At 39.2% G+C, this 24,298-nt stretch carries 28 protein-coding genes; 7 read left to right on the forward strand and 21 right to left on the reverse strand.

The genetic code is table 11. From position 1 onward, the window contains the following. Positions 1-4: 4 nt before the first annotated feature. The 5 genes from QRD02_RS09145 to QRD02_RS09165 form a co-directional block, all read right to left on the reverse strand. A complete protein-coding gene (locus tag QRD02_RS09145; protein ID WP_290254781.1) occupies positions 5-412 on the reverse strand; it encodes a BT0820 family HAD-type phosphatase in 408 nt (135 codons plus the stop codon). Between the two features lie 51 nt (positions 413-463). Then, positions 464-1,054, reverse strand: a complete 591-nt coding sequence (locus QRD02_RS09150; protein WP_290254639.1) for a thioredoxin family protein — start codon at positions 1,052-1,054, stop codon at positions 464-466. Positions 1,055-1,069: 15 nt separating this feature from the next. Continuing rightward, entirely contained in the window at positions 1,070-1,573 is a 504-nt protein-coding gene (locus QRD02_RS09155) for a hypothetical protein (protein ID WP_290254640.1), read from the reverse strand. A 26-nt stretch (positions 1,574-1,599) separates the two neighbouring features. Next, on the reverse strand, positions 1,600-3,117 hold the full coding sequence (gene gpmI, locus QRD02_RS09160; RefSeq protein ID WP_290254641.1) for a 2,3-bisphosphoglycerate-independent phosphoglycerate mutase: 1,518 nt from the start codon (positions 3,115-3,117) through the stop codon (positions 1,600-1,602). Positions 3,118-3,197: 80 nt separating this feature from the next. Beyond that, positions 3,198-3,941, reverse strand: a complete 744-nt coding sequence (locus QRD02_RS09165; RefSeq protein WP_290254642.1) for a M15 family metallopeptidase — start codon at positions 3,939-3,941, stop codon at positions 3,198-3,200. A 36-nt stretch (positions 3,942-3,977) separates the two neighbouring features. Between QRD02_RS09165 and QRD02_RS09170 the strand changes: the two genes are divergently transcribed. Then, positions 3,978-4,415: a GNAT family N-acetyltransferase gene (locus tag QRD02_RS09170; protein ID WP_290254643.1), complete on the forward strand. Its 438-nt coding sequence runs from the start codon at positions 3,978-3,980 to the stop codon at positions 4,413-4,415. A gap of 1 nt (position 4,416) precedes the next feature. Here the strand turns inward: QRD02_RS09170 and pepE are convergent, their stop codons facing one another. Next, on the reverse strand, positions 4,417-5,130 hold the full coding sequence (gene pepE, locus QRD02_RS09175; RefSeq protein ID WP_290254644.1) for a dipeptidase PepE: 714 nt from the start codon (positions 5,128-5,130) through the stop codon (positions 4,417-4,419). Positions 5,131-5,217: 87 nt separating this feature from the next. Here pepE and QRD02_RS09180 point away from each other — a divergent pair, with 87 nt between their 5' ends. The 4 genes from QRD02_RS09180 (at position 5,218) to QRD02_RS09195 (ending at position 9,378) form a co-directional block, all read left to right on the forward strand. After that, the gene (locus tag QRD02_RS09180) at positions 5,218-6,036 is read left to right on the forward strand and encodes a BamP family beta-assembly machinery protein (protein ID WP_290254645.1); all 819 of its coding nucleotides are present in this window, start codon (positions 5,218-5,220) and stop codon (positions 6,034-6,036) included. A gap of 77 nt (positions 6,037-6,113) precedes the next feature. Next, positions 6,114-6,617 carry a DUF6702 family protein gene (locus QRD02_RS09185; RefSeq protein WP_290254646.1) on the forward strand — a complete coding sequence of 168 codons (504 nt, stop codon included), beginning with the start codon at positions 6,114-6,116 and terminating at the stop codon, positions 6,615-6,617. 40 nt (positions 6,618-6,657) lie between these two features. Further along, the gene (locus QRD02_RS09190) at positions 6,658-8,964 is read left to right on the forward strand and encodes a M1 family metallopeptidase (RefSeq protein ID WP_290254647.1); all 2,307 of its coding nucleotides are present in this window, start codon (positions 6,658-6,660) and stop codon (positions 8,962-8,964) included. 126 nt (positions 8,965-9,090) lie between these two features. After that, positions 9,091-9,378, forward strand: coding sequence for a Sec-independent protein translocase subunit TatA/TatB (locus tag QRD02_RS09195; RefSeq protein WP_290254648.1), 288 nt, complete (start codon positions 9,091-9,093; stop codon positions 9,376-9,378). 6 nt (positions 9,379-9,384) lie between these two features. Here the strand turns inward: QRD02_RS09195 and QRD02_RS09200 are convergent, their stop codons facing one another. The 11 genes from QRD02_RS09200 to QRD02_RS09250 form a co-directional block, all read right to left on the reverse strand. Further along, complete coding sequence (locus QRD02_RS09200) at positions 9,385-10,026, reverse strand: O-methyltransferase (RefSeq protein ID WP_290254649.1); 642 nt, start codon at positions 10,024-10,026, stop codon at positions 9,385-9,387. An 11-nt stretch (positions 10,027-10,037) separates the two neighbouring features. Continuing rightward, on the reverse strand, positions 10,038-11,594 hold the full coding sequence (locus tag QRD02_RS09205; RefSeq protein ID WP_290254650.1) for a peptide MFS transporter: 1,557 nt from the start codon (positions 11,592-11,594) through the stop codon (positions 10,038-10,040). A gap of 116 nt (positions 11,595-11,710) precedes the next feature. Then, positions 11,711-12,847: a hypothetical protein gene (locus QRD02_RS09210; protein ID WP_290254651.1), complete on the reverse strand. Its 1,137-nt coding sequence runs from the start codon at positions 12,845-12,847 to the stop codon at positions 11,711-11,713. Further along, positions 12,831-13,931: an amidohydrolase family protein gene (locus QRD02_RS09215; RefSeq protein ID WP_290254652.1), complete on the reverse strand. Its 1,101-nt coding sequence runs from the start codon at positions 13,929-13,931 to the stop codon at positions 12,831-12,833. Before QRD02_RS09215 ends, QRD02_RS09210 begins: the two co-directional genes overlap by 17 nt. 56 nt (positions 13,932-13,987) lie before the next feature. Further along, positions 13,988-14,773, reverse strand: coding sequence for an SDR family oxidoreductase (locus tag QRD02_RS09220; protein ID WP_290254653.1), 786 nt, complete (start codon positions 14,771-14,773; stop codon positions 13,988-13,990). A 94-nt stretch (positions 14,774-14,867) separates the two neighbouring features. Then, positions 14,868-16,319 carry an aldehyde dehydrogenase gene (locus QRD02_RS09225; protein ID WP_290254654.1) on the reverse strand — a complete coding sequence of 484 codons (1,452 nt, stop codon included), beginning with the start codon at positions 16,317-16,319 and terminating at the stop codon, positions 14,868-14,870. After that, entirely contained in the window at positions 16,319-16,975 is a 657-nt protein-coding gene (locus tag QRD02_RS09230; RefSeq protein ID WP_290254655.1) for an Abi-alpha family protein, read from the reverse strand. Before QRD02_RS09230 ends, QRD02_RS09225 begins: the two co-directional genes overlap by 1 nt. Positions 16,976-16,987: 12 nt before the next feature. Then, positions 16,988-17,437, reverse strand: coding sequence for a RidA family protein (locus QRD02_RS09235; RefSeq protein ID WP_290254656.1), 450 nt, complete (start codon positions 17,435-17,437; stop codon positions 16,988-16,990). Between the two features lie 10 nt (positions 17,438-17,447). Continuing rightward, positions 17,448-18,872, reverse strand: a complete 1,425-nt coding sequence (locus QRD02_RS09240; RefSeq protein WP_290254657.1) for an FAD-dependent oxidoreductase — start codon at positions 18,870-18,872, stop codon at positions 17,448-17,450. 88 nt (positions 18,873-18,960) lie between these two features. Then, the gene (gene kynU, locus QRD02_RS09245; protein ID WP_290254658.1) at positions 18,961-20,223 is read right to left on the reverse strand and encodes a kynureninase; all 1,263 of its coding nucleotides are present in this window, start codon (positions 20,221-20,223) and stop codon (positions 18,961-18,963) included. 52 nt (positions 20,224-20,275) lie between these two features. Further along, on the reverse strand, positions 20,276-20,989 hold the full coding sequence (locus QRD02_RS09250; protein ID WP_290254659.1) for a hypothetical protein: 714 nt from the start codon (positions 20,987-20,989) through the stop codon (positions 20,276-20,278). 92 nt (positions 20,990-21,081) lie between these two features. Here QRD02_RS09250 and QRD02_RS09255 point away from each other — a divergent pair, with 92 nt between their 5' ends. Beyond that, the gene (locus tag QRD02_RS09255; protein WP_290254660.1) at positions 21,082-21,363 is read left to right on the forward strand and encodes a GNAT family N-acetyltransferase; all 282 of its coding nucleotides are present in this window, start codon (positions 21,082-21,084) and stop codon (positions 21,361-21,363) included. A gap of 54 nt (positions 21,364-21,417) precedes the next feature. Here QRD02_RS09255 and QRD02_RS09260 read toward each other — a convergent pair whose 3' ends face one another. Beyond that, on the reverse strand, positions 21,418-21,549 hold the full coding sequence (locus tag QRD02_RS09260; RefSeq protein ID WP_290254661.1) for a hypothetical protein: 132 nt from the start codon (positions 21,547-21,549) through the stop codon (positions 21,418-21,420). A 36-nt stretch (positions 21,550-21,585) separates the two neighbouring features. After that, positions 21,586-21,744: a lmo0937 family membrane protein gene (locus QRD02_RS09265; protein WP_290254662.1), complete on the reverse strand. Its 159-nt coding sequence runs from the start codon at positions 21,742-21,744 to the stop codon at positions 21,586-21,588. A gap of 154 nt (positions 21,745-21,898) precedes the next feature. On the opposite strand from QRD02_RS09265, the gene QRD02_RS09270 reads away from it, so the two are divergent. Further along, a complete protein-coding gene (locus QRD02_RS09270) occupies positions 21,899-22,699 on the forward strand; it encodes a class I SAM-dependent methyltransferase (protein ID WP_290254663.1) in 801 nt (266 codons plus the stop codon). A 36-nt stretch (positions 22,700-22,735) separates the two neighbouring features. Here the strand turns inward: QRD02_RS09270 and msrA are convergent, their stop codons facing one another. Together msrA and QRD02_RS09280 are read right to left on the reverse strand one after the other, a co-directional pair. Further along, positions 22,736-23,404, reverse strand: a complete 669-nt coding sequence (gene msrA, locus QRD02_RS09275; protein ID WP_290254664.1) for a peptide-methionine (S)-S-oxide reductase MsrA — start codon at positions 23,402-23,404, stop codon at positions 22,736-22,738. Between the two features lie 108 nt (positions 23,405-23,512). Further along, complete coding sequence (locus QRD02_RS09280) at positions 23,513-24,295, reverse strand: zinc ribbon domain-containing protein (protein ID WP_290254665.1); 783 nt, start codon at positions 24,293-24,295, stop codon at positions 23,513-23,515. Positions 24,296-24,298: the final 3 nt, after the last annotated feature.

Here is a 24,298-nt window from a genome sequence, read left to right on the forward strand (position 1 = left end):
ACTATTATTTCAGAAAGGAAAACAATCCCTTTTTTTGAATTTTAGGTCTTGCGGGAGCATCCCCGCCAATGAGCTGTTGGTAAATCTCGCCCCAACTTTTAAGACCGCCAATGTTGCGATCGTCAATAAAAACATCGGCGTGAATTTTTCGGCTGTGGGAACTGTCAAATTCTTCCTCGGGGAAACTGCAATTTACGGCGTAAAAAATGATTCCATTTTCCTCACAAAATTTTACCGCTTCCTGTAAGGCGCTACCTTTTCGATATGTCCATAAAATCAATCGATGGCCATTTTCCTGCAATTTTTTTAGCGTGTCAAAAGCAAAAATAATGGGTCGGCCAATGCGCGGATATTCATCTTCCACAATGGTTCCGTCAAAATCTACGGCTATGGTGAGGGTTTCTCTGATCATCGTCATTTTACGAGTCGCAAATTTACAAAGAATTATAGCGTTGCTAAAGTTTTATTCTGCGTAAGCGTGCTTGTATTCCTGTCCGCTTAAAATGGCGAGCATATCCTTTTCAAGGCTTACAATTGGGTATTCCACGATTCGACCCAATTCCTTTTCGTTTTTATAGAAAATAAAGGTGGGAACATTGGTAATATTTTTCTCGTCCTCAAAACCTTGTGGCGTGGTTTTTTCTTCCGACACTGTTATCAACGTCAGTTTTGATTCATCAAAATTTGCTTCGTCCAAAATTTTATAAAAATGGGGCGTTTCGCGTTGGCTGTCTTCGCACCATGTGCCCATAAAAATGGTGATGGCTACATCTTTCAAAAGAGGTTTTAATTGTTCGAGCGTTTCGGAATCCATTTTATAATCTGAATAACCCGGGTTGAACCAATCTTTAAATGCATCCATTTCCAAACCTTTTCGGTTGGCTTTTCCCAAAAGCATTACCGAATTTTCATAGGGCACAGTATCGTTCATTTTTTCTTTCGTGTTTTCTGAAATCATTTCTTTTGAGGGATTTTTGTCCACTTTGTTTTTTTCTTTTGAGGAATTGCAGGCCACTAACAGGGTTGCGGAAAGTATTACTAATATCTTTTTCATGGTTTCTTAGGAAATTTAATTTTCTATAATTCCGTGGAATTGTTGATGCTGTTTGTAAATGGTAAAATTAAAAAGTTTCCAAAATAACACACCATTTACCCTGTAGCTTGTATTATTGTCGCGATTTAATTCTAGTTCGGTTGAGGTATGTTCCCACTCAAAACCACTTACAAATCCTGTGAGGGAACTATTGCTTTTATAGATAATATATTTGCCTTGGTGTCTATAATATTTCACGTATAATCTAGTGTCAAAAATTAAATTTTCTTCCAGAGTTAACATTTTAGCCTCATAATTTATATGTGGAACTTGATCATTTACAAGATAATTAATTCCTTTATTTTCTTCTGAATTGGTACTGAACAACAATTGGATTATTCCAATCCCAAAAATTGCGATAGACAAAAATTTATATTTCGTGTTTAAGAATCCCATTCCTTTTGCGATAATTCCTAGGAGCAGATACAAAAAATATAATGCGAGTGCTATATTCAAAATTGCCCAGAGTAAGTGTAGCATAATATATTAGATTAATCGGGAATTAGTCAAATCAATGATTGTTGCGTCATTATCTCAGGTTTTTTAATGCCCATCAAATCCAAAATGGTTGGCGCTATATCTGCCAAGATACCATTTTTAACGGTTTTTATTTCCTCGTCAACAATAATTATTGGGACGGGATTGGTTGTATGTGCCGTATTCGGTGAGCCGTCGGCGTTGCGCATTGTTTCACTATTCCCGTGATCGGCGATAATTATTGTGGTGTAATGGCTTTCGAGCGCCTTTTCAACAATGGCTTTTGCGCACTTGTCCACCGTTTCGCAGGCTTTTACAGCTGCTTCAAAAACGCCGGTGTGGCCAACCATATCTGGGTTTGCAAAATTTAAACAGATAAATTCGGCAGTTTCGTTTTCAATCTCGGGAAGAATCATATCCCGCAAATCATACGCGCTCATTTCGGGTTTTAAATCGTATGTGGCCACGGTGGGCGAGGGGCACAAAATTCGTTTCTCGCCCTCAAATTGAAGTTCCCTTCCGCCCGAAAAAAAGAAGGTTACGTGCGGATATTTCTCGGTTTCCGCAATACGTATTTGTTTCTTTTTATTACTCTCCAAAACTTCGCCCAAAGTGCTGTGCAGATTTTCCTTATTGTAAACCACATGAATGTTTCCGAAGGAATCGTCATAATTGGTAAGTGTTACAAAATACAGAGGAAGGGTGTGCATGCCAAAAATTCCGTACTCTTTCTGTGTCAGAACCTCTGTAAGTTGCCGCCCTCGGTCCGTTCTAAAATTGAAGAAAATAACGACATCGTCCTTTTCAATCGTTGCAACGGGCATTCCTTCTGCAGTGGTCATAACAATAGGTTCAATGAATTCATCTGAAATTCCTTCGGCATAACTTTCTTCAATACTTTTTAAAGCATCCATCGATGGTTTCCCAATTCCGAAACGTAACAAATCATAGGCTTTTTTCACGCGTTCCCAGCGTTTGTCGCGGTCCATGGCAAAGTAGCGGCCAATAATTGACGCCAACTTGCCCCCGGTTTTTGCCAAATGATTTTCCAGTTCGGCAATAAAACCTTTGCCGGAATGCGGGTCAACGTCCCGACCGTCGGTGAATGCATGCACGAACATTTCCTGTATGCCAAATTGCTGTGCCGCGGAAAGCAATCCCTTTAAATGATCAATATGCGAATGCACGCCTCCGTTGGAAACGAGACCGATAAAATGTAGTTTTTTATTGTGGAAAATAGCGTGGTTAAAAGCCTTTTCAAGTTCGGGCTCACTTTTCATCGTTCCACTTTTAACCGCCATATTTATTTTTGCGAGGTCTTGGTAAATAATTCTTCCGGCGCCAAGATTCATGTGGCCCACCTCGCTGTTGCCCATTTGTCCTTCCGGAAGCCCAACGTTCATACCGTGAGTGAGCAATTGTGCGTGCGGATATTTATCATAAAGCGAATCAATAAACGGGGTGTCGGCCTGGGCAATGGCAGAAACGGCGGGGTCTTGCGTTATTCCCCACCCGTCGAGAATCATTAAGATTACTTTTTTATTCATTTGAAAAGTTTCTGGTTTTCAGCTATTTTATTCACATTAAATTAAAACTGGACATTATTAATTGTATTTCAGTTTTGTTTTCATTTTAAAAGAGGATTGATGTCAAAGATATTTTCGCTTACATATTTTGAAACAAAAGCTTCGGAAAAATGTTCATTCCCTAAAATCTTTTCTTCAGAAAGCATTTTTTTCATGTCAATTTGTTCTTTGTATGCCGTGAGCATCGGAACGGAAACAGGCGCATAACTGAAATGCCAAGGTTCATATTTAAAACCTTTCCGGTTGCCATTATCGGTATAAACTTCGAAGAAATCAAATTTTTCGGCATTATCGTTCAACCACATTTTTAATTTGCAAAATGGTCCGCTTCCGTGGAAATGCTCGGGCATTAACACGTTGGCCGGGCGCGGGGCATTGGCGTCAATAATGTCAATATCGGTTCCCCAATGGTGGCGGGAAGTGCCGGGAATGGTAGAATATTCAATTATTTTTGCAAGTGATTTTTCGGGGGAAAGTCCTTCGGCAGTGAACTTTTTATATTTGCCTTCAAAAATTTCCTTTTGCCGCTGAAAGCTTCGGTAAGCGGAAACCACTTCAATATTTATATTTTCCTTTGCCGCAGCAGCTTTCATTTTTTGAAAAGCTTCCTTGGCGGATTTGTGCAATTTTGAGGTGTAGCTGTCACCAATAATATCGGGGTTGCCTTTTCCAATCAGTTGGTTTCGCGTAAATGTTTCTGAAAAATAATTAAAGGAAAATTGCGGAAAAATAGCCAAACCAAGACTTGCAATGCTTGAAATTTTAATAAATTCGTTGCGCTTCATTTTATGATTTAGTGAAGTTTTAAAAGTACTTATAATTTGAAAAATAACGCCATTTCTATTCGCATTATTGACCCTGCGGAAATTTTCAAGATTGTTCCATTCTTGCAAAAGCTTGGAAATAATACAGTTTCAGAGACCCTAATTAAAGAGCGATTGCGGGAAATGGTAGAACAGAATTATGAATGCTTAGGCATTTTCGACGAAGAAAAATTAATCGGTACTTGCGGTTTATGGTTCCAAACCCGACATTATGCCGGGAGAAGCCTGGAAATGGACCACGTGATAATTGACGATGCCTACCGCGGCCACGGAGTTGGGAAAAAACTTGTTGAATTTGTAAGCGATTACGCTAAGAAAAAATCCTGCAATTGGGTGGAATTAAACAGTTATGTGCATAATTTTCCTTCACATAAATTCTTTTACAATCAAGGTTTTGTGGCAAAGGGATATCATTTTGTGAAAGAGTTGAATTAATTCAGAATTCAGAATTTAAATTTAAAATTGTTCCACTTTCAATCTCAAACGGCTCCTTTGCTTGTTCAAAAATGCGGGCGTTCAATTCTCCTTTCAGCATAATTTCATCACCTTTTACGCGCAACCAACTTCCCTCATGCAAACCAATAACGGGAATATTATTTTGCGAGTGGAATTCCGCGATGCGGGTTTCGCGGGTTTCGCCCATGTGTTTGCTGCTAGGGTCGGGATCCAAATAATGCGGATTAAGGTTGAACGAAATTGCGCCCAAGGTTTTAAATGAAGGCGGATAAACTATCGGCATATCGTTAGTGGTTTGCATTGAAACCCCACAAATATTGCTGCCCGCGCTCGTGCCCATATATGCCAAACCGTTAAAAATAGCTTCGCGAAGTGGTTGCATCAGTTCTAAACGATAGAGTGTGCTTACCAAGACGAAAGTGTTCCCGCCACCAGTAAATGCACCTTTTGCGTTTTTTAATACTTCCGCGGGATTTTCAAACGTGTGAAGCCCGATTAGTTTTTTTCCGATTTTTTGAAATGGTTTTGCAGCTTTTTCGGTGTACCCATCGTGGCTGATACCACCGGGTCGGGCAAAGGGAATGAAGATAACTTCTTCGGTGTCCTTAAAAAGTTCTGCCATTTCAGTGTTTAAGTAATCTAAATATTCCTCGCCGTACACGGTGCTGGTGCTTGCTATTAGTAGGTTTTTCATTATAAATATTTTTCCGAGATGTAAATTTAACTATTGAAATCGTAAACTTTAAGTTTTAACTAACAAAACAAAGCCCTATTTTTAAGGATGATTAAACAACTACTTCTACTTTTATTGATTCTCATTTCTCCAGCGCTCTTTGCGCAGGATGTTGACCGCACCAAAGTTACCGGCAAAATCCATGTTCCCCAAGGCGAGGATGCCGAGGGCATTTCGGTTTACAATATTTCCTCACAACAGGGAACCATCACCAATCCCGATGGCACTTTTGAAATTGAAATCGCGGAAAATGAGCGTGTGCAAATAACCGCCCTGCAATATCAATCCTTTACTGTTATTGTGGATAAAGGTATTGTGGAGCGCAAAGTGATGAACATTTTTCTGAATCCCGCAATTAACCAACTGGAAGAAGTGGTGGTGAGACCATACGATCTGTCCGGCAACATTAATGTGGACGTAAAAAAGATCCCGACCTATAGCATTTCAAAAGATTTAGGCTTGCCTTATTATAACTTAAAATATGGTGACGACCTTTCGCCAGATGCGCAAACGGAAATAGCTGTAAACGCGGCGGAGGAAGCCCTTCATGGAAATACATTACAAAATGGCGCAAATATTCTGGCAATTATGGGCGGTGTGGCACAATTACTTTTTCCGGAAGGAAAGAAAATTGTTATAGTTGAAAATCAAGAAAGGCAAAGCTTGTTAAGCAACAATATCCAACAGCGGTTTAGTAAGGATTTTATTGCGGCAAATTTTAATATTCCAGAGGATAAAGCTGTGGATTTTCTTTTTTATGCGCAGGAGAATGGGCTTGATGAAAACTTGTTGAAGCCTGAAAATGAAATGCAGTTGATGGAATTTCTATTCGAAAAAAGTAAGGAATATAATAACCGAAGGAAATAGGATTTTTGTATGTTTCGCAAGTTTGTAACATACCCTTTCAAAAACCGTCTAATGTTGCAATAGCTACCTTTTTCATTATGCCTTTCTTTCGTAATATTCTTATACTGCTTGTATTTCCTCTTATTTCCGCCGCACCGGTCCATAAATTTTATGTCAGCATTACCAAAATTGAATATGTTAAGGAAGAAAACTCGTTGCAGATAATTACAAAAATATTTACGGATGACGTGGAAGATGCCCTGCAACTGATGTACGACCCATCAATTGTGTTGGATTCAAAAAATGAATCGAAGAAAGTTGATGAAAATATAAAACGATACATACTTAAAAATTTGGTTATTAAGGTCAACGGAAAACCGTTGACACTTAATTATATCGGAAAAGAATTTGATACCGATATGCTAGTTGCCTATTTTGAGGTGAAAGACTTAAAGGAGTTGAAATCAATTGATATAGAGAATAAAGTTTTAATGGAAATATTCCCCGAACAGCAGAATATTATTCATTTGAAAACTCCCAAAACCCGCCGAAGTTTGATTCTTGACAAGGATGAGCCAAGCGGAAAACTAAAATTTACCTAATTTGAACACGGTCAATACTTTTTAAAAATCAAGACTAGATATGAAAAATTTTAAATCCCTCTTTCTTTTTGCGCTGTTTCTATTTTCAGCGGCTATGGCAGCACAAGAAGAATCCGAATCCACAAAACGTGAGCCGGGCCATTACAATACCAACCGGTTTAAACAGATGTATGAGGAATTTTCGACACCAAATATGTTTCGAACAGCGAGCGGTGCGCCGGGTCCAAATTATTATCAACAGCAAGCTGATTATAAAATGGATATTGAGTTGGATGATCAGAACAAAAAAATAACTGGTTTTGAAACTATAACCTATTCCAACAATTCACCAGACCCCCTTGAATTTCTTTGGGTGCAATTGGATCAAAACAAAAGAGCAAAGGACTCCAAATCTCCATTGATAGAACCTTCCGATGCAGCCCCGGCAGATATGGCCGGCAATTTTGTTCAGAATTATATGGAAGGTGGTTTTGAAGGTGGTTTCAATATTTTGGAAGTAAAAGATGCAAAGGGAGCGCCCTTGAAATACATCATAAACCAAACCATGATGCGTGTGGACATGCCGAAGAATTTATTGCCTGGAGAAAAATTTGTTTTCTCCATAAAATGGTGGTACAACATTAACGACCACGTGGTGGATCGTGCACGTAGTGGTTACGAAACCTTTGAGGATGGCAACAGGGGTTATGTTATCGCCCAGTTTTACCCGCGAATGGCAGTCTATAACGATGTGGAAGGATGGCAAAACAGCCAGTTTTGGGGCAGGGATGAATTTGCACTTCCGTTCGGAAATTTTGAGGTGAACATAACCGTGCCCGCAGACCATATTTTGGACGCCACGGGTGATCTTCAAAATAGAAAGGAAATTTTTACCAAAGAAATGATGAACCGTTATGAAGCTGCCCAAAAATCTTTTGACAAACCTGTAATTATCGTAACCCAATCCGAAGCGGAAGCGGCCGCAAAGGGTTTTTCTACCGCCAAAAGAACTTGGAAATTCAAGGCTCAAAATGTCCGGGACTATGCCTTTGCCACTTCCCGAAAATATATTTGGGATATGATGGCCGTTAAAATGGGCAGTGGATCAGTGATGGCAGTTTCCCTCTATCCCCCAGAAAGCAACCCACTGTGGGAGGATTGGTCCACGCGCGCTGTTGCCAGCACCCTAAAAACTTTTTCCCGGATGACGTTTGACTACCCATATCCTAAGGCAATTTCAGTGAGTGCCAAGAATCAAGGTATGGAATACCCAATGATTTGCTGGAACCATGGCCGCCCCAACAAAGACGGCAGCATAAGCGACCGCACCAAATTTGGAATGATAAGCGTGATTATTCACGAAGTGGGCCATAACTATTTCCCCATGATCGTAAATAGTGATGAACGCCAATGGACTTGGATGGACGAGGGCTTGAACACCTTTACCCAATATGTGGCCGAGCAAGATTTCGGAGAAGAATATCCGGATGCCATTGCACCGAACAAAGAATATCCGTCGCGCCGAGGTCCCGCAAAAAACATTGTGGATTATATGGCTGGCGATCAAAGCCAACTTGCCCCAATTATGACAAAGGGAATAAACACCTATAATTTTGGCGCAAACGCTTATGCAAAACCCGCTACGGCGCTAAATATTCTTCGCGAAACGATTATGGGCCGAGAGCTTTTTGATTTCGCATTTAAAACATATGCGAATCGCTGGATGTTCAAACACCCGACCCCCGAGGATTTTTTCCGAACAATGGAAGATGCCTCTGCAGTTGATTTGGATTGGTATTGGAGATCTTGGTTTTATACCACGGATTATGTAGATATTGGGGTGGAGGATGTAAAAAAATTCTTCGTCACCTCAAAAATGAACAAAGAGGTGAAAGCTATGATGGTTGAACGCGGAATTTCAGAAAGTGATTTGCCGCCATTGGTTTATATGGTTGAAGAAGGCAGTGAGGATTTTGACGAGAGCATGCGCGTTTCAAATCTTGACGAAATTCAAACATTAAAAGAATACATTTTAGAAAATATTCCCATTGAGGAACGGGCAAAGCTAAAGCAGCCAAAATACTTTTATAAAGTAACTTTCACTAAGCCAGGAGGAATTCCAATGCCTATTCTTGCCCAATTCACTTATAGCGATGGCTCTACTGAAAGAATTACATATCCGGCAGAAATTTGGAGAAAAAATGACCAATCAGTTGGAAAGGTAATCGCCTCGGAAAAGGAAATAACAAAAATTGAAGTAGATCCGGATGAGGAAACTGCAGATATTGATACCTCAAACAACAGCTGGCCAAGAAGTAAAGAACTCGGGGCTTTCGATCGGTTTAAGAATAAAACAGATCCCGATTAATACCATTAACAATTTTGCGAAACCTTCCTCAAGAATTTTATTGAGGAGGGTTTTTTGTTGTTCCATAACAGATAAAAACTAATCGTACACTGCGTGTAACTCATAACTCATTAGTATATTTGCAGGATGATTTTACAGGCAATATTTCTTTTTATCAGTGGTGCCGAAATAGGCTTTATTCTTTTTATCGTACTCCTGGTTTTTGGTGCTGACAAGATTCCGGACATTGCCCGCGGACTGGGAAAGGCTATGCGCCAAGTGAAGGATGCTACCAATGATATAAAATCTGAAATCAGCAAAGGCGCTCAAAAACAAGGTCTCGATTTGGACATTACAAAAGACGTTCAAAAGCAAATTGACCAAGTAAGGGATGATGTTGATGAGGTAACCGGCCCTGTAAAAAGAAAATTCTAAATTTTGCTAAATCAGCCTTGAAATTGTTAGGCCATCGCGAATGGGCAATAGCACCGTTTCTAGTTGTGGATGCTCGTTTAGGAGTTTGTTATATTGCAAAAGTGCTTTCGTATCTTCATCATCTTCTTTCAAATTTTCAACTACTTTTCCGCTCCAAAGCACATTGTCGCTTAAAATAACAGCCCCTTTTTCTAGCTTCGGAAGAATGATTTCGAGATAGTTTGGATAGTTGTTTTTATCGGCATCAATAAAAACCAAATCAAAAGATTTTTCCAGTTTTGGAATTATTTCCAAAGCATTTCCTAAATGTTGGAAAATCTGTTTCCCGAAAGCTGATTCATCAAAATATTTTCGTTGGAAGTCGAACAATTCCTCGTTAATATCAATCGTGTGAAGTTCCCCGTTTTCACGCATTCCTTCCGCCAAACACAATGCTGAATAGCCGGTATACGTTCCAATTTCGAGAATATTTTTCGGCTGAATTAATTTTGAAAGCATGCTCAAAACCCGTCCCTGCAAATGCCCACTCAACATGCGCGGTGCAATCATTTTTTGCCACGTTTCGCGGTTTAACTTTTGAAGCAATTCCGGCTCCGGCTGCGAATGTTTTTCTACGTAATCGTTTATTTTTTCGGGAAGAAAATCCATTTTCAATTTTTTTAATGAATGCCAGCCATCATCTTTTTAATGATTGGCGAAATGAGTATTGCAAATATACCCACAATCACGCTAATTACCCCAAAACTGGCATACACCGAAACGTACGAAAATAATTGTTGGAGGGCATCGCTTTGCTGCGAAACTATTTGAGGTGTTAACCCAGTAATGAATTCAGTAAATCTGCCGAATAGACCTTCGGAAAAAACGTTGGTATTTCCGTTAGAAACCGTAGTAAGTTTGGCAATTTTTCCCGCAAAAAAATGACCATAAAAATTCGCGGAAAACCAAACGCCCATAATAAACGCCACATATTTTAGTGGCGAAAGTTCCGTCATTTTTGAAAGGCCGATGGGCGAGAGAAACAATTCACCCACAGTTAAAACCATATAACCAATAACTAAATAACTCATTCCGGTTTTCGCGTAGTCATCAACGCTGTGTGCCGAAAGTGCAAAAACAATAAACCCGAGGCCAAGAAATATCAGTCCAAGTCCAAATTTTACTGCGGAATTGGGATTCACTTTTCTTCGGCTCAAATAAGTCCAAAGCATCGAAAATGGGATGGCGAAAATGATAATGAAACTGGCATTTATGCTGTTGGTTCCCGCGGCATTCATTCCCACCAAATTCACATTTCTATCTGCAAAAAGCGTAAGGGAACTTCCGGCCTGTTCAAAAATTGCAGCGAATAAAGTGTAAAGAATGGTAAAGTAAACCGCCACCAGCAATCGTTTCCGCTCTGTGGAAGTAACTTTTGAAAGAATAAATCCAATGTAGAAAACCAAAAACGCCGAAACAATCCAAACCAAATATCCTTCAAATTCATGAAAGCGAATAAGCGTACCAAAAACAGGCACTGATAAAATGGAACCCAAAACAATACATTTTCCACGGGTCAAACCAAACCATTTTTGCGCATAAATTTCTTGGTTCGGAACAAACCCCTTGTTTCCGAAAACATTATTTTTGAGTCCACCGCGGAAAACCAAAAGCCCCGTCACCATTCCGATTCCGGCTAAAATAAAACCATAATGCCAGCCATAGGTTACCGCAAACCATGCGCACAAAAGTGGGGCAATGGCCGCTCCCAAGTTTATTCCGAGGTAGAAAATTGTAAATCCCGAATCGCGCCGCGCATCGCCCTGTGCATACAGCTCACCTACAAATGAAGAAATGTTTGGCTTAAAAAAACCGTTGCCAACGATTATTAAACCCAGCGAACCATAAAAGAAAATGGGCATTTCAATTGTAAGAAAAAAGTGTCCGAAGATCATTAAAATTCCGCCGAGTATAATGGCTTTTCGGTAACCCAGAATTTTATCGGCTAAAATTCCACCTATCATTGGAGTTACATAAACTAACGACATGTAAGCCGCGTAAACGCCAAAAGCCATATCGTCATCAAACAATAAATGTTTGGTCATATAAAGCACGAGCAAAGCGCGCATTCCGTAAAAGGAAAAACGTTCCCACAGTTCTGCAAAAAATAGATAAAGAAGTCCTTTGGGATGGCCAAAAAGCTGAGGCTGTTCCGCCTCGTAAATTTCATTGCTCATAATTTAATTTTATTTTGAGAGCAATGTAAAGCACATTGAAAACGCACGGGTATGCAGTTTTAAATAATACTAAAAAATAGCGAACTGTGCGAAATTGTGATGGCGATAACAATGAGTTACAAAAAGCCTTTATATTCTCTGTTTTCAGCAGTTTCGGAGAATTCTTCAAGCAATCTTTTGTCTATCGAAATGTTATTCGGAATAATTCGCAAACGATATTTGCTTTCACCAATAAAGGTGAAAAGGTCGCGGCGATCGAGTTTTTGGGAATCATCCAATTGAAGAATATCGTTAATATTTTCAATGATTCGCGTGAGGTAGGTCTGGTTTTTTATTTCGCCACCGAGGTTCACCGGAATGGTTTGCGAATCGCCTTCGGCGTATTTTCTTCGGATGGCAAATTTCAAGAGGTTTTTATATTGCGTCGTTTTTGAACCGAAATCGATGGTTTGGTCGTAAATATTTTTGGTGGGAATGTTAAGCTTTACCAAGCTCCAATCTAAAAAGTGAATGGTAATTTCATTTGGTTTTGGCGTGCTGGCTAGCCGAATAACCCACGTTGTTGCCAAAACCAGAAATACCGAAATTAACGAAGTTTTCGCGATAATCTTTATGAAATTGTTGCTGAAATCATTTCCGAAGGTCAAGAAAACTTCCGAAATCTGTGAAAGAAAAATTAATACAATAACTAAAATAGAAATGGCGCCAATAATTTTCAAACCTCTATAAACAAAGGTTCTATAAAAAGAAATTCCCAATAAATAGCATAGAAAAGCAGATAGCAGCAAATCTGGAATTCCGCTGATCCGTATGTTATTCACAACATTATTCTCTCCCAAAACAAATGGTAAAATGAAGGTGAGAATGGAGGTTAAAACAATAACGGCAATTATAGTTTTGATGTTTTTTTTGTTGTGATAAATAAATCCCGGCGCATAATAGAAGTAAAATAGCGCCAGCAATAAAAACATGTTGTTTACAATGGAAAAAAGATTCACGGCAATACTATAACCCTGAGTCTGTGTGTAATTAAAAACCGTTCCGCCATAAATCCACACTCCCGAAAGCACCCAAACAAACATCGCACAACTCAGGTAGAGCAAACCTTTGTCAACTCTTTTCTGAGAATCATCCTCTTCCAAAAGTTGGCTAAACCGGTTTCGAATATTATACCAAAGGGCAAGCAAAAAAACCCCGCCCAAAAAGGCGATGCAGATATGGCTAAGAATATAGAATTTAGCTACTTCCGTCATTTTCGCCGAGAATTCTGTTTACCAAATTCTGCTTTATTTTTTCGTTATCGCCGCACAGCCATTGTATCACATTTTCTTCCCACATTGCATCGGCCTGTTCCGTGTTGACAATTTTTCGTTCCAGTGCCAAATCCAATATTTTCCCGGGATAGGAAGATTGCGGCGCGCTTTCCATTTCGCCCAACGGATACGGATCATCCAAACCAACTAGCACTTGTTTGTAGCCCTGATTTCTTACTAAAAGTTCGAGGGAACCTGTGTCATGGACCAAGGTATCAAAGAAAATATTTTTGTGGCCAACAGCTTTTCGTGGATGCACTTTTCCTTCAAAAAGGTCCGGCCGCCCGTCAAAACCTTGGATTCTTCGTCCCAAATTAATCTGTGCCAATTGTCCGCCATGAGCGAAGCAAGTCCTCATTCCCGGATATTTATCTGCGTAGCCATTCAGAGTTAAGAAATGATAGGCGTCGGCACATTGTGCGAGCATCCAAATAAGATGAAAGCGCCAGGCTGTATTTTGAAGTTTTATAAATTTTTCCCCATCATAGGGATGTATTTCAACGGCGAGATTATATTTTGACGCCAACTCGAAAATGGGTTCGTTTTCTTCATCAAAAATACATCGCCACGTACCAATCGTGTCCATATAGTGCGTTGGCAAACACAATAGCTGAAGTCCCAATTCTTCCACGCAGCGTTCCATTTCCCAAAGTGCACCCCGAACAAATCCGGGATGAACCACAAATCCACAAGTAAATTTTGAAGGATGGTCGTGCTGGATTTTTGCGTTGAAATCATTTTGAAATCGAAGTGCCTGTTTCATTTCTTCCACACGCAAACCATTTCCGTAAAGTTGGGAAAGATTCAAAACTACGGCGTGGTCAATCTTGAAGCGCTCCATCCATTCCAACTTTTCATTTAAAAAGAAACTGGAATCGGTTACGGGGCGGCTCCAATCTTTTTGAAGCATAAATTTTCGGTCTTTATCAACCCAAAAAATCCCCTTATCTTTCATAAACTGCGGAATTTCCTCTGGATAGGGAAGTAGGTGTGAATGGCCATTAATGCGGAGTTTTCGTTTCATAACTTGTTCCCGCGAAGGCGGGAATCTTTTTAATTAAAACTAAATTTCGTTTAAAGTTACAAACTTTTGGTGCGCCCGCCATCCACCGGAAGATTAATTCCGTTAATGTAGCTTGCGGCTTCGGTAGCCAAAAATGCCACTGCATTTGCAATCTCACCCGGCTGTGCAAAACGTCGCGCGGGAACGATGCTTTTCATAAAATCGCTTGCCTCTTTTTCGGTTTTGTTCATTTTTTTTGCGGCGTTGCCAACGATGTCTTCCAACCTGTCAGTAGCTGTAAAACCTGGTAAAACGTTGTTTACGGTTATTCCGAATTGACCTAGTTCATTCGCCAAGGTTTTGCTCCAACTTGCAACTGCACCACGTATAGTATTGCTCACGCCAAGGCCGTCAATTGGCTGTTTTACCGAAGTTGAAATGATATTTATAATCCTGCCAAAATCGGCTTCTTTCATACCCGGCACAACGGCTTGTACTAAAATTTGATTGCAAATTAAATGCATCGAGAATGCTTTTTCAAATTCATCAGTTTCTGCGGAAAAAATTGGTCCGCCTTTTGGGCCGCCAGTATTATTCACCAAAATGTGAAATGTTTTATTTGAAGCGGCCAACTCGGATTTCTTTTTTACTTCATCGGGTTTGGTGAAATCGGCTACAAAATAGTTGTGTTTTTGTCCTTTATCGTGTGAAAGTTCTATTAAAGTTTCCTTCAATTTCTCTTCATCGCGGGCAACCAAAGTTACAGTTGCACCAAGTTTTGCCAATTGGATTGCGGTTGCTTTCCCAATGCCGGCGGTGCTTCCGCAGACCATTGCGTTTTTATCTGTTAAGTCTAAATTCATTTATTTTAGAATTGAGTATTAAGTATTGAGTATTGAGTTCGATTTCGATTTCGATTTCATTTTCAGTTTCGTTTTCAAATTCCCCCTTTGGGGGTTAGGGGGCTTCATATTTTATACAAACATTCTTCGCCTCCGTAAAAAACCGAAGTGCTTCAAATCCGCCTTCGCGGCCTACACCGCTATCTTTCATTCCGCCGAAAGGGGTTCTTAAATCGCGGTTCAGCCACGTATTTACCCAAACGATTCCGGCTTCAATTTCTTTTGAAATGCGCATCGTGCGGTTTAAATCGGAAGTCCAAAGTGTTGATGATAATCCGTATTTCACTGAATTTGCCATTTTTAAAACTTCTTCTTCGGTTTCAAAAGACATAATTGTAACTACTGGACCGAAAATTTCTTCTTGGTTTACGCGGCATTGATCGTCAAAAACTTCAATGATTGTTGGCTCTAGATAGTAACCGTTTTCAAAGTTTTTCACAGTAACCCGATTTCCGCCGTAAAGAATTTTTCCCCCTTCATTTTCGGCGATTTTTATGTACGATTCTACTTTTTTCAAATGCGGTTTTGAAACCAAAGCGCCAATATTTGTTTCGGCATCAAATGGATTTCCAATTTTGAGTTGCTTTACTTTTTCAACAAAATCTTTTTTGAATTTTTCGTAAATCGGTTTTTCAACAAAAATCCTACTTCCGCAAAGGCAGATTTGGCCTTGGTTTGAGAACGAAGAGCGAACGGTTACGTCCAGCATTTTTTCATAATCGCAATCGGCGAAGATGAGGTTTGGGTTTTTTCCGCCCAATTCCAAAGACAATTTTTTAAACATTGGTGCGGCGGTGCGGGCAATGTGTTCGCCCGTTTTGGTTCCACCGGTGAAAGAAATCGCTTTAATATTTTTATGTTCCACAATGGCTTGCCCCGCGGAAGGTCCTGCGCCGTGAACAATGTTCAAAACTCCTTTCGGCAAACCAGCTTCCGTACAGATTTCTCCTAAAAGAAAGGCGGTTAACGGCGTAATTTCACTGGGCTTTGCAACCACCGTATTTCCCGCGGCGATTGCGGGTGCGATTTTCCACGAGAACAAATACAGCGGAAGATTCCACGGCGAAATACAGCCCACGACGCCTAGCGGCTGTCGTAGGGTGAAATTCATCGTATTCAAACCCACACTTTCGTGAGCTTCGCTGGCAAATTGTGTGATTGCATTTCCGAAAAAACGAAAGTTCGCGGACGCTCTCGGAATGTCAACCGCCAAGGCCAAACTTAAAGGTTTGCCGTTATCTTTTGCTTCGGCCTCGGCCAGCTCAACTAATTTTTCGTCAATTAAATCTGCAATTTTTAGAAGAATTCTGCTGCGTTCGTCAATGGTTGTATTGCTCCATTTCGGAAAAGCATCCTTTGCGGCTTGATATGCATTTTCAATATCCTCGTTATTTGAATTTGCAATTTGCGAATAAATTTCGCCATTGGATGGATTGTAATTATCCAACCATTTTTTGGAAAGTGGTTCCACGTATTCACCATTTATGTAGTTTAGGATTTTTTGCATTATTTTATTGAACAGGCTTGTATGAATTCTTCTCCTAATTTTGTTAAGTATATATACTTTTCTTTATTAGAAACAGAAGGGCGGTTAAATTCACAACGAGTTAAAATATCTATTCCAGAAATCCATCCAATAATTCCCAATCTTACCATATTAGAAATCTCTGCATCAGGAATATTTAAAGATTGAACACCTCTAAAATCATTTTCATAAAGCTTTAATTTTTCTCCAGATAAATCATATTCTTTTACCAAAATTATAAGATGTTTTAAGAATGTGGCTTCTCTCGTTGAAAGCTGAGATAAAAACATTGGGAATATTGAAATAGTAAAAAGCTTATTTGAATCTATATAATTAATTAATAGATTTTCCCACATTTTATTAAGAATAGGATCTTCTTCTAAAGAAGCATTTTCAAGTAACGGAAGAAGGATTTTTAAAGGAACCTTTTTAGTAGAAATATTTTTCTCATTCACATATTTTTCAACATTATTTAAAAGACGAATTTGATTCTTAAAACGCCACACTTTAATATTGTCGCCCATTAATAATCCAACTTCTTCAACTGCAGGGAATATAAGTTTACCTAAGAAGTCTTTTGCTAAATCAAGACCTTTTTCAATAGTTGAAGATTTAATATTTAGTTCTTTATCACTCATAACTCTGCACTCTTAACTCTTAACTGGCGAATAGGCCATCGCCTTAATCTCCACCACCAAATACGGATGCGGCAATTGATGCACCGCAACAGTGGTACGCGTTGGTCCCGTTTCCTTATTGAAATATTCAGCGTACACTTGATTGTAGCCAGCAAAGTCGTTCATATTTACCAAAAAGCTGGTAATGTCCACCACATCTGCCATTGTTGCGCCTTCGGTGGCTAGGTAATCTTTTATGTTTTCAAGTACGGCGCGGGTCTGTTCTTTTATATCGAAATGCATCGTGCCCATTTCATCAATTTTATTTACGCCGGCAAAAGTATTGTCGGGCAAACGTGAACTCGTTCCGCTAATAAATATAAAATCGCCAACACGCTTTACGTGCGGATATGCGCCGCGCGGCGTTGCTTTTCCTTCCACTACATTCCCGCGAAGGCGGGAATCTTTTTCATTATTTTCCATAGTTTTATTTTTACCCAAACGCAACTTCATCATCGTGAAGAATGCCTTCGGTTTCTTTTTTTACAAGTTCAAGTTTTTCTTTTAGCGACATTTCATCGGTGATTTTTCCGTCGTCCAAAAGATTTAAAATCGCTTTATCCTGTGCGCGTCCGCGTTTCATTGCTTCAGAATAACTGATAGATTCCTTAAAGGTAACCAAAGCATATTTACTGTAATATTCCTCGGGAAATTCTGCTTCAAAAGCTGTTTCCAGTTTTCTTTTTCTTTGGAAAATTTCCATTGCGGTGTGCTCTTTCATTTCGTGGAAATTATCCACCGCCAAATCTGCAATTGCGTCCGTATCCTTTTTCCGAAGCGCTTCGTATTCCTTAAAAAGGTTGTTCCAATTAATGGTTTTTTCGGAACTGTATTTCTCAAGAATTTCATCAAAAACTGCAACGTCTTCAAAAGAGGCGTTCATTCCCTGCCCGTAAAATGGAACGATTGCATGCGCGGCATCGCCCAATAAAAGTACTTTTCCGAAGGCATTCCAGGGCGAACATTTTACCGTACCCAAAGGACCAATGGGATTGGTGAAAAATTCTTCAGAAAGGTTTGGGATCATTTCCACCACATCGGGAAATTCTTTGTTAAAATATTCGTGCACCATTTCCGGCGAAGTCAAATTCTCGAAGCAATATTCACTGTTTTCATACGGAAGAAATAAAGTAACTGTAAAACTTCCGTCCAAATTGGGCAGCGCAATCAACATATCTTCGCCGCGTGGCCAAATATGCAGAGCGTTTTTATAAGTTCGGTAACCGGTTTCGGCATTGGTTTCATTTTCGGGAAACGCGGGAATTTCAAGCTCTTTATAACCGTGACTCAGCCATTGTTGCGAAAAACTGAAGAGGAATTTATGACTTTCATACATACTTTTTCGAACCGCAGAACCCGCGCCGTCGGTTCCGAAAATTACATCTGCAGAAATCGTCGTTTCATTTTTTGAGTTGAAGTCCTTAAAAGTTGCCGAAGCATTTTCCAAATCAACTTCTTCACAGGCGTGGTTGAAAATGATTTTTACGTTTGGCATTTTTTCTGCTTCGTCCAATAACAACATATTCAAACCAGGACGTGAAATAGAATTTATGTATTCGTCCTTTCGACCGCTGTACGGACTCAAAAAAGTGTTTCCGACCTTGTCGTGAATCATCCGTCCATTCATGGGAATACACAGTTTTTTTGCGGCATCCTCTACGCCCGCCAAACGCAAACCGCGCAATCCGCGGTTGCTCAACGCTAAGTTTATGGAACGGCCAGCGTCTTGGGTTACTTTTCGTAAATCGGGACGTTTTTCAACTAAGGTTACTTGAAAGCCGCGTTGTGCCATTCTCAATGCAAGCAAACTTCCGCAGAGTCCGGCGCCTATTATTAGTATATTTTGAGTTTTATTCATTCTTTATTGTCTGTTCGAGCGCAGTCGAGGCCTATTTTGCAATTCTTCCGAAGCAGAATCCCTCAACTGCGCTCGGGGAGACTTTCATTTATTTTAAAATTTCCTTTAATTTACCCGCAAAGTGAAATACATCCTCAAAACTATTGTACAGTGGGGCGGGAGCAACCCGAATTACATCGGGCTCGCGCCAATCGCTGATTACATCAGCTTCGGTTAGTTTTGTGTGTAAACTTTTATTCGCATTTTTCACTTGAATTGAGAGTTGGCAGCCACGTTCTTCGGGGCTTCTCGGCGTTATAATTTTTATTGCATCGTTTTTCATTTCATCTAAAAGGAATTCTAAAAATCCCGTCAGTTTTTCAGATTTTTTCCGAAGGTTTTCAAAGCCCGCATCCGCGAAAGTATCCAAAGACGCCCGAATTGCGGCCATTGAAAGAATTGGTGGGTTGCTCAATTGCCAACCTTCGGCGCCCGAAAGGGCATCAAACTCATGCCGCATATTAAAACGCGTTTTTTTATTGTGGCCCCACCAACCGGAAAACCTTTTTAATTTTTCGTTATGGGCATGGCGTTCATGTACAAAGCAACCGCCCAAACTTCCCGGACCGCTGTTCAAATATTTATAGGTACACCAAACGGCAAAATCGGCGCCCGTATCGTGCAAATTTGGTTGAATGTTTCCCGCACCGTGTGCTAAATCGAAGCCGACCAGACAATTGTATTTATGGCCCAATTCAGTAATTTTTTTCAAAGGAAAAGATTGGCCTGTGTAATAATTGGTACTGCCAATCATCAACAAAGCGATTTCGTTGCCGTGGGTTTTCATTATTTCCTCTAAATCCTCAAAACGGCAAAGTTCCTCGCCAGTTCTGGGTTTCCATAAAATTAGTCCATCTTTTGGATCAATTCCGTGAAAATTAAGCTGGCTTTCAACCGCATATTTATCACTTGGAAATGCGTCGCTTTCCACCACAATTTTGTATTTGGTTTTTGTGGGTTGATAAAACGAAACCATCATTAAATGAAGATTGGCCGTCAATGTATTCATCACAACCACTTCCGAAGGTTTTGCGCCTACAATTTTAGCCATGTTTTCAGTAAGAAATTCGTGGTACGGAAGCCACGGAAATTCAGCAACCGTATGGCCTTCCACGCCCAAGTTTGCCCAATCCTCGAGCACCATTTTTATGTATTCTGAAGTAATTTTTGGTTGTAATCCGAGGGAATTTCCACAAAGGTAAATTAATGGTTCGCCGACGGAATTTGTAGGCAAGTGAAATTTGTTTCGAAAAGGAGCTAAAGAGTCATTGGCATCTTGCTTTTTGGCGTATTCTAAGGAATTTTGAAACATTGAATGTGGTTGAATTATATGGCTTTTCACAAAAATAGGAATTAAAATTTGTTTAATTCTCTGTTTCCGTCTTCACGGAAATATTGGTGAAATAAAGTTGAAAATTATTGGTGCTATCTTTATGGGTTTTAGCAATCTCAATTCCCTTAAAATTTTCGTAGTCTTCCCACGTTGTGGTCATAGATGGCTTTTCAATATTTCCTTTTCTGAAATTCCATTCCTTGATTTTGAAATTTTGATCGTAAAAAAAATCGTAAGCATCGCCGGGTGTATATCCGCCTTCATTTCCATAGACGATGGTAAGTTGATTTAAGACATTCTTTGAAATGGGAGCAATAACTTTTTCTTTTTCAGTAATAGTGATATTTTCATCCCAAATAAGTTGAAACGGCGCCAGTAGCCAATATTTGTCGTTTATAAATGCTGCATCTGCTTTTTCTATTAAACTGTCCATTTTTGCCCGATTATATTGAAGAGTGTCATTGCCAGTAATCATAGTGATATCAGCTGTTTTAGGCTTCCAAATCCAGGAACGCTGAAAATGATTTTGATCTCTGTCTACATTAAATGTGAATGCTAATTCCGAAACATTTTTCCAGTTTTCGAAACCGTTTGCGTTTGCAATTTTATATCGAATATCTAAATTTTGTAGCGAATCTTTTGTTATTAGAACCTCATTTAAATTTTCGTCAGCTATTTTTTTCGAACTGTTGTTGCAGCCTAATAACAGTAGTAGGACAAATAGGTTTGCATAAATAAATTTCATATAATAAATAGTTTTTTGTAAAAATAGGGAATAGTTTTGGCTTTCATATTTTTTGTATTTTTATAATGTTGAACCGGATAACCCCAATTGGAATGCGAGTGATTGATAACAAAGAAAAGAACCGATTTGAGGCCGAGGTTGAAGGCCACAAAGCAATTATTGAATACTCCGTAATGCCCGGAATTTTGTCCTTGAACCACACGGAGGTGCCCAAGGAACTTTCGGGAAGGGGAGTGGCAAGTGAGTTGACGGAAAAGGTTTTGCTGCAAATAGAACTGAGGGGATTGAAAGTAATCCCAGTTTGCCCTTTCGTAAAAAAATACATTGGCAAACATCCGGAGTGGAATTCTATTGTTGCGGATAAAACCCAATAAAAAAAGCCCTTTCAAGTAATTATTGAAAGGGCTTTTAATTTTTATTTTGAAGGACTAATTTACTGCATCCTCAACATCGTCCGCAACATCTTCAACATCGTCCGCAATAGTTTTGTTTTCGCGACAGCTGCTAAAGCTTGTGGCCATTAAACCTGCGGCAAATAGAATTAAAAATACTTTTTTCATCTTTCGTTTTTTTTAAGTGTTAATAATGTTTTTTGATTAAGGTCTTCTACCCGTTGCCAATCGGTAAAGAATACCAATGATGGCCAAGACCAATAAAATGTGAATGAGGCTTCCGACGGCTTCTCCGAAACCGAAATAACCTACTAGCCATCCTATAATGAGGAGTACTATAATTAGCCAAATGATGTCACCCATAATAATAGTTTTTAAAGTTAGTGTTTCTAAAACTACAATAAAACCCGTCAAAACTCAATTATTTTAACCGTTGTTTAACGAAAAACTTAAATAAAAATAAAATATATTGCGGTTTAAATTTTTGCCATACGATTTATTTACTGATAAATTATTAATGAAAGATTCCGAAAAATTTGAATTGAACCGAGAAACTTGGAATAAAAAAGTGAGCGTTCATTTGGAAAGTGAATTTTATGAGATGTCTAAGTTTACAAGTGGCGAAAGTTCGCTACACCAATATGAAATTGAGGCATTGGGAAACATTTCAAATAAAGACATACTGCATCTTCAATGTCATTTTGGCCAAGACACTTTGAGCCTTGCCAGATTGGGCGCCAGATGTACCGGGGTGGATTTCTCCGAAGAAGGTATCAAGGTTGCACGACAATTGAATGAAACTTTAAGTTTGAAGGCACAATTTGTTTGTTGTAATGTTTTGGATACTGCAAAGTTTGTTTCAGAAAAATTTGATGTGGTTTTTACAAGTTATGGAATTATAGGTTGGTTGCCAGATTTGCAACCATGGGCGGCAATGATTTCGGAAAAACTGAAACCCGGAGGTTTCTTTTATATTGTAGAGTTTCATCCCATTGCCTGGATGTTCGATTATACTGTTTCACCCCCACTTATGAAATATGGCTATCATCAAAAAGAGGCCATTTATGAGGAATATCAAGGCACCTATGCTGATAAAAACTCTAAAATGATAAGCCGGGAATATGGATGGAACCACAGTTTGGGCGAAGTGGTGACGGCCCTTTCCGAAGCGGGATTAATTATTTCTTATGTTAAGGAACACGATGCTTCTCCCTATGACATTTTTCCAGGATTGGTAAAAAATAATAACGGGATGTATGAACTTGACAATAAAATGTACCCTCTAATATTTGAGATAAAGGCAATGAAAAATAATTAACCTAATTTTCAAATATTTTTTTGAATTACCTTTTATTTAATGGTTTTCTTTTTTCAACAACTGTGGAAATTTTTGCTTGAATCTGTTTAGACGTGGAATAGAGACGTTTTGAATATATGGGTTATCAGGATTGTTGCGCTCATAGTTTTGGTGGTAGTTTTCGGCGTCCCAAAACTTTTGGAACGGTAAAACTTGTGCTGCAACTTTTTCACCTACCAATTGCCGGTTTATTTCTTCTATTTTAGTTTCTATTATTTTCTTTTCTTTATCATTCTGATAAAAAATAATGGAACGATAGGATTTTCCATGATCCGGACCCTGACCATTTACTTGTGTTACATTTTGCGAACCAAAATAGACATCAACCAAATGGCTGAAATTAATAATCTCAGGGTCATAAATAACTTCGACCGCTTCTGCGTGATCTGCATGGTTTTTATAGGTTGGGTTCTGTGCATTACCTCCGCTGTAGCCTGAAATTACCTCATTTACACCAATTACACTTTCATAAATGGCTTCAACGCACCAAAAACAGCCACTGGCAAAATATGCTTTTTTCAAACCGTTAACGGTATCTGTTTGAACGGGTATTTGTTCTTTCTGGGCGAGGACCTCGGCTTTTTTATTTTGTTCGTTTGAAGGTTTACAAGCACCATGGAGCGAAAAAAGAAATATGCTAAATAGTAAAATGGTGAATCTTTTCATTTAAATTATTTTATGGAATTGGTCTGTACTGCGCGCTGAACCTTTCAGTATAGTATAAAAAAAAAGGCCTTCACGAATGGTAAAGGCCTTTATACAATAATTTTCTTTCTATTTCAATTTGGCGAACATCGCTTCCATTTTTTCGCGTTCCTCGTTTGCCAAATCTGGATCTATGAGAATACGGCCGCTATGTTCATCTGTAATAATTTTCTTTCTTCCTGCGATTTCAACCTGAACCTGAGGCGGAATGATAAAGAAGGAACCTCCAGAAGCGCCACGTTCAACGGCTACAATAGCGAGACCGTTTTTAACATTATTGCGAATTCTTTTGTAGGCTTTAATTAGGCGTGGTTCAATTTGCGACTCATAACTATTGCTTTCCTTTATGAGGGTTTGCTCTTCTTTTTCAGTTTCCTTAAGAATTTCATCAAGCTCATTTTGTTTGTGCTTTAAATGCTCAGAACGCTCTTCAAAACGCGCTTTTGTTTCTTCAATTACCGAGGTTTTTTGTTCAATCTGCGCGCGATATTCTTTAATGTTTTTCTCAGCCAGTTGTATTTCTAGTTCCTGAAATTCAACTTCCTTGCTCAAGGAGTTATATTCACGGTTATTGCGAACGTTATCCTGCTGTGAAGAATATTTTTTGATGAGTGCTTTGGACTCTTCAATGCTATTCTTTTTCTCTTTAATTTGGTCTTCAATTACTTCAAGATCGGCCTTTAGCTTTTCCAAGCGTGTGTTCATTCCAGCCACTTCGTCCTCAAGATCTTCAACTTCAAGTGGAAGTTCGCCGCGAACGCTTCTTATTTCATCAATTCTGGAGTCAATAAGCTGCAAGTCATATAAGGCTCTTAACTTCTCTTCAACAGTAACTTCGGTTTTTGTTGCCATAAA

Origin of the sequence: Aequorivita aurantiaca, assembly GCF_030410135.1 — a bacterium.
Classification (GTDB): Bacteria; Bacteroidota; Bacteroidia; order Flavobacteriales; family Flavobacteriaceae; genus Aequorivita; species Aequorivita aurantiaca.

What these genes read in the sequence shown, in the direction of transcription:
- QRD02_RS09190 (WP_290254647.1), top strand. Translation starts at nt 6,658, where the DNA reads ATGAAAAATTTTAAATCCCTCTTTCTTTTTGCGCTGTTTCTATTTTCA.
- QRD02_RS09225 (WP_290254654.1), bottom strand. Translation starts at nt 16,319, where the DNA reads ATGCAAAAAATCCTAAACTACATAAATGGTGAATACGTGGAACCACTT.
- QRD02_RS09230 (WP_290254655.1), bottom strand. Translation starts at nt 16,975, where the DNA reads ATGAGTGATAAAGAACTAAATATTAAATCTTCAACTATTGAAAAAGGT.
- QRD02_RS09145 (WP_290254781.1), bottom strand. Translation starts at nt 412, where the DNA reads ATGATCAGAGAAACCCTCACCATAGCCGTAGATTTTGACGGAACCATT.
- QRD02_RS09165 (WP_290254642.1), bottom strand. Translation starts at nt 3,941, where the DNA reads ATGAAGCGCAACGAATTTATTAAAATTTCAAGCATTGCAAGTCTTGGT.
- QRD02_RS09235 (WP_290254656.1), bottom strand. Translation starts at nt 17,437, where the DNA reads ATGGAAAATAATGAAAAAGATTCCCGCCTTCGCGGGAATGTAGTGGAA.
- QRD02_RS09270 (WP_290254663.1), top strand. Translation starts at nt 21,899, where the DNA reads ATGAAAGATTCCGAAAAATTTGAATTGAACCGAGAAACTTGGAATAAA.
- msrA (WP_290254664.1), bottom strand. Translation starts at nt 23,404, where the DNA reads ATGAAAAGATTCACCATTTTACTATTTAGCATATTTCTTTTTTCGCTC.
- QRD02_RS09155 (WP_290254640.1), bottom strand. Translation starts at nt 1,573, where the DNA reads ATGCTACACTTACTCTGGGCAATTTTGAATATAGCACTCGCATTATAT.
- QRD02_RS09260 (WP_290254661.1), bottom strand. Translation starts at nt 21,549, where the DNA reads ATGAAAAAAGTATTTTTAATTCTATTTGCCGCAGGTTTAATGGCCACA.
- QRD02_RS09265 (WP_290254662.1), bottom strand. Translation starts at nt 21,744, where the DNA reads ATGGGTGACATCATTTGGCTAATTATAGTACTCCTCATTATAGGATGG.
- QRD02_RS09255 (WP_290254660.1), top strand. Translation starts at nt 21,082, where the DNA reads ATGCGAGTGATTGATAACAAAGAAAAGAACCGATTTGAGGCCGAGGTT.
- QRD02_RS09150 (WP_290254639.1), bottom strand. Translation starts at nt 1,054, where the DNA reads ATGAAAAAGATATTAGTAATACTTTCCGCAACCCTGTTAGTGGCCTGC.
- QRD02_RS09180 (WP_290254645.1), top strand. Translation starts at nt 5,218, where the DNA reads ATGATTAAACAACTACTTCTACTTTTATTGATTCTCATTTCTCCAGCG.
- QRD02_RS09185 (WP_290254646.1), top strand. Translation starts at nt 6,114, where the DNA reads ATGCCTTTCTTTCGTAATATTCTTATACTGCTTGTATTTCCTCTTATT.
- QRD02_RS09220 (WP_290254653.1), bottom strand. Translation starts at nt 14,773, where the DNA reads ATGAATTTAGACTTAACAGATAAAAACGCAATGGTCTGCGGAAGCACC.
- kynU (WP_290254658.1), bottom strand. Translation starts at nt 20,223, where the DNA reads ATGTTTCAAAATTCCTTAGAATACGCCAAAAAGCAAGATGCCAATGAC.
- gpmI (WP_290254641.1), bottom strand. Translation starts at nt 3,117, where the DNA reads ATGAATAAAAAAGTAATCTTAATGATTCTCGACGGGTGGGGAATAACG.
- QRD02_RS09240 (WP_290254657.1), bottom strand. Translation starts at nt 18,872, where the DNA reads ATGAATAAAACTCAAAATATACTAATAATAGGCGCCGGACTCTGCGGA.
- QRD02_RS09195 (WP_290254648.1), top strand. Translation starts at nt 9,091, where the DNA reads ATGATTTTACAGGCAATATTTCTTTTTATCAGTGGTGCCGAAATAGGC.
- QRD02_RS09215 (WP_290254652.1), bottom strand. Translation starts at nt 13,931, where the DNA reads ATGAAACGAAAACTCCGCATTAATGGCCATTCACACCTACTTCCCTAT.
- pepE (WP_290254644.1), bottom strand. Translation starts at nt 5,130, where the DNA reads ATGAAAAACCTACTAATAGCAAGCACCAGCACCGTGTACGGCGAGGAA.
- QRD02_RS09210 (WP_290254651.1), bottom strand. Translation starts at nt 12,847, where the DNA reads ATGACGGAAGTAGCTAAATTCTATATTCTTAGCCATATCTGCATCGCC.
- QRD02_RS09280 (WP_290254665.1), bottom strand. Translation starts at nt 24,295, where the DNA reads ATGGCAACAAAAACCGAAGTTACTGTTGAAGAGAAGTTAAGAGCCTTA.
- QRD02_RS09205 (WP_290254650.1), bottom strand. Translation starts at nt 11,594, where the DNA reads ATGAGCAATGAAATTTACGAGGCGGAACAGCCTCAGCTTTTTGGCCAT.
- QRD02_RS09250 (WP_290254659.1), bottom strand. Translation starts at nt 20,989, where the DNA reads ATGAAATTTATTTATGCAAACCTATTTGTCCTACTACTGTTATTAGGC.
- QRD02_RS09200 (WP_290254649.1), bottom strand. Translation starts at nt 10,026, where the DNA reads ATGGATTTTCTTCCCGAAAAAATAAACGATTACGTAGAAAAACATTCG.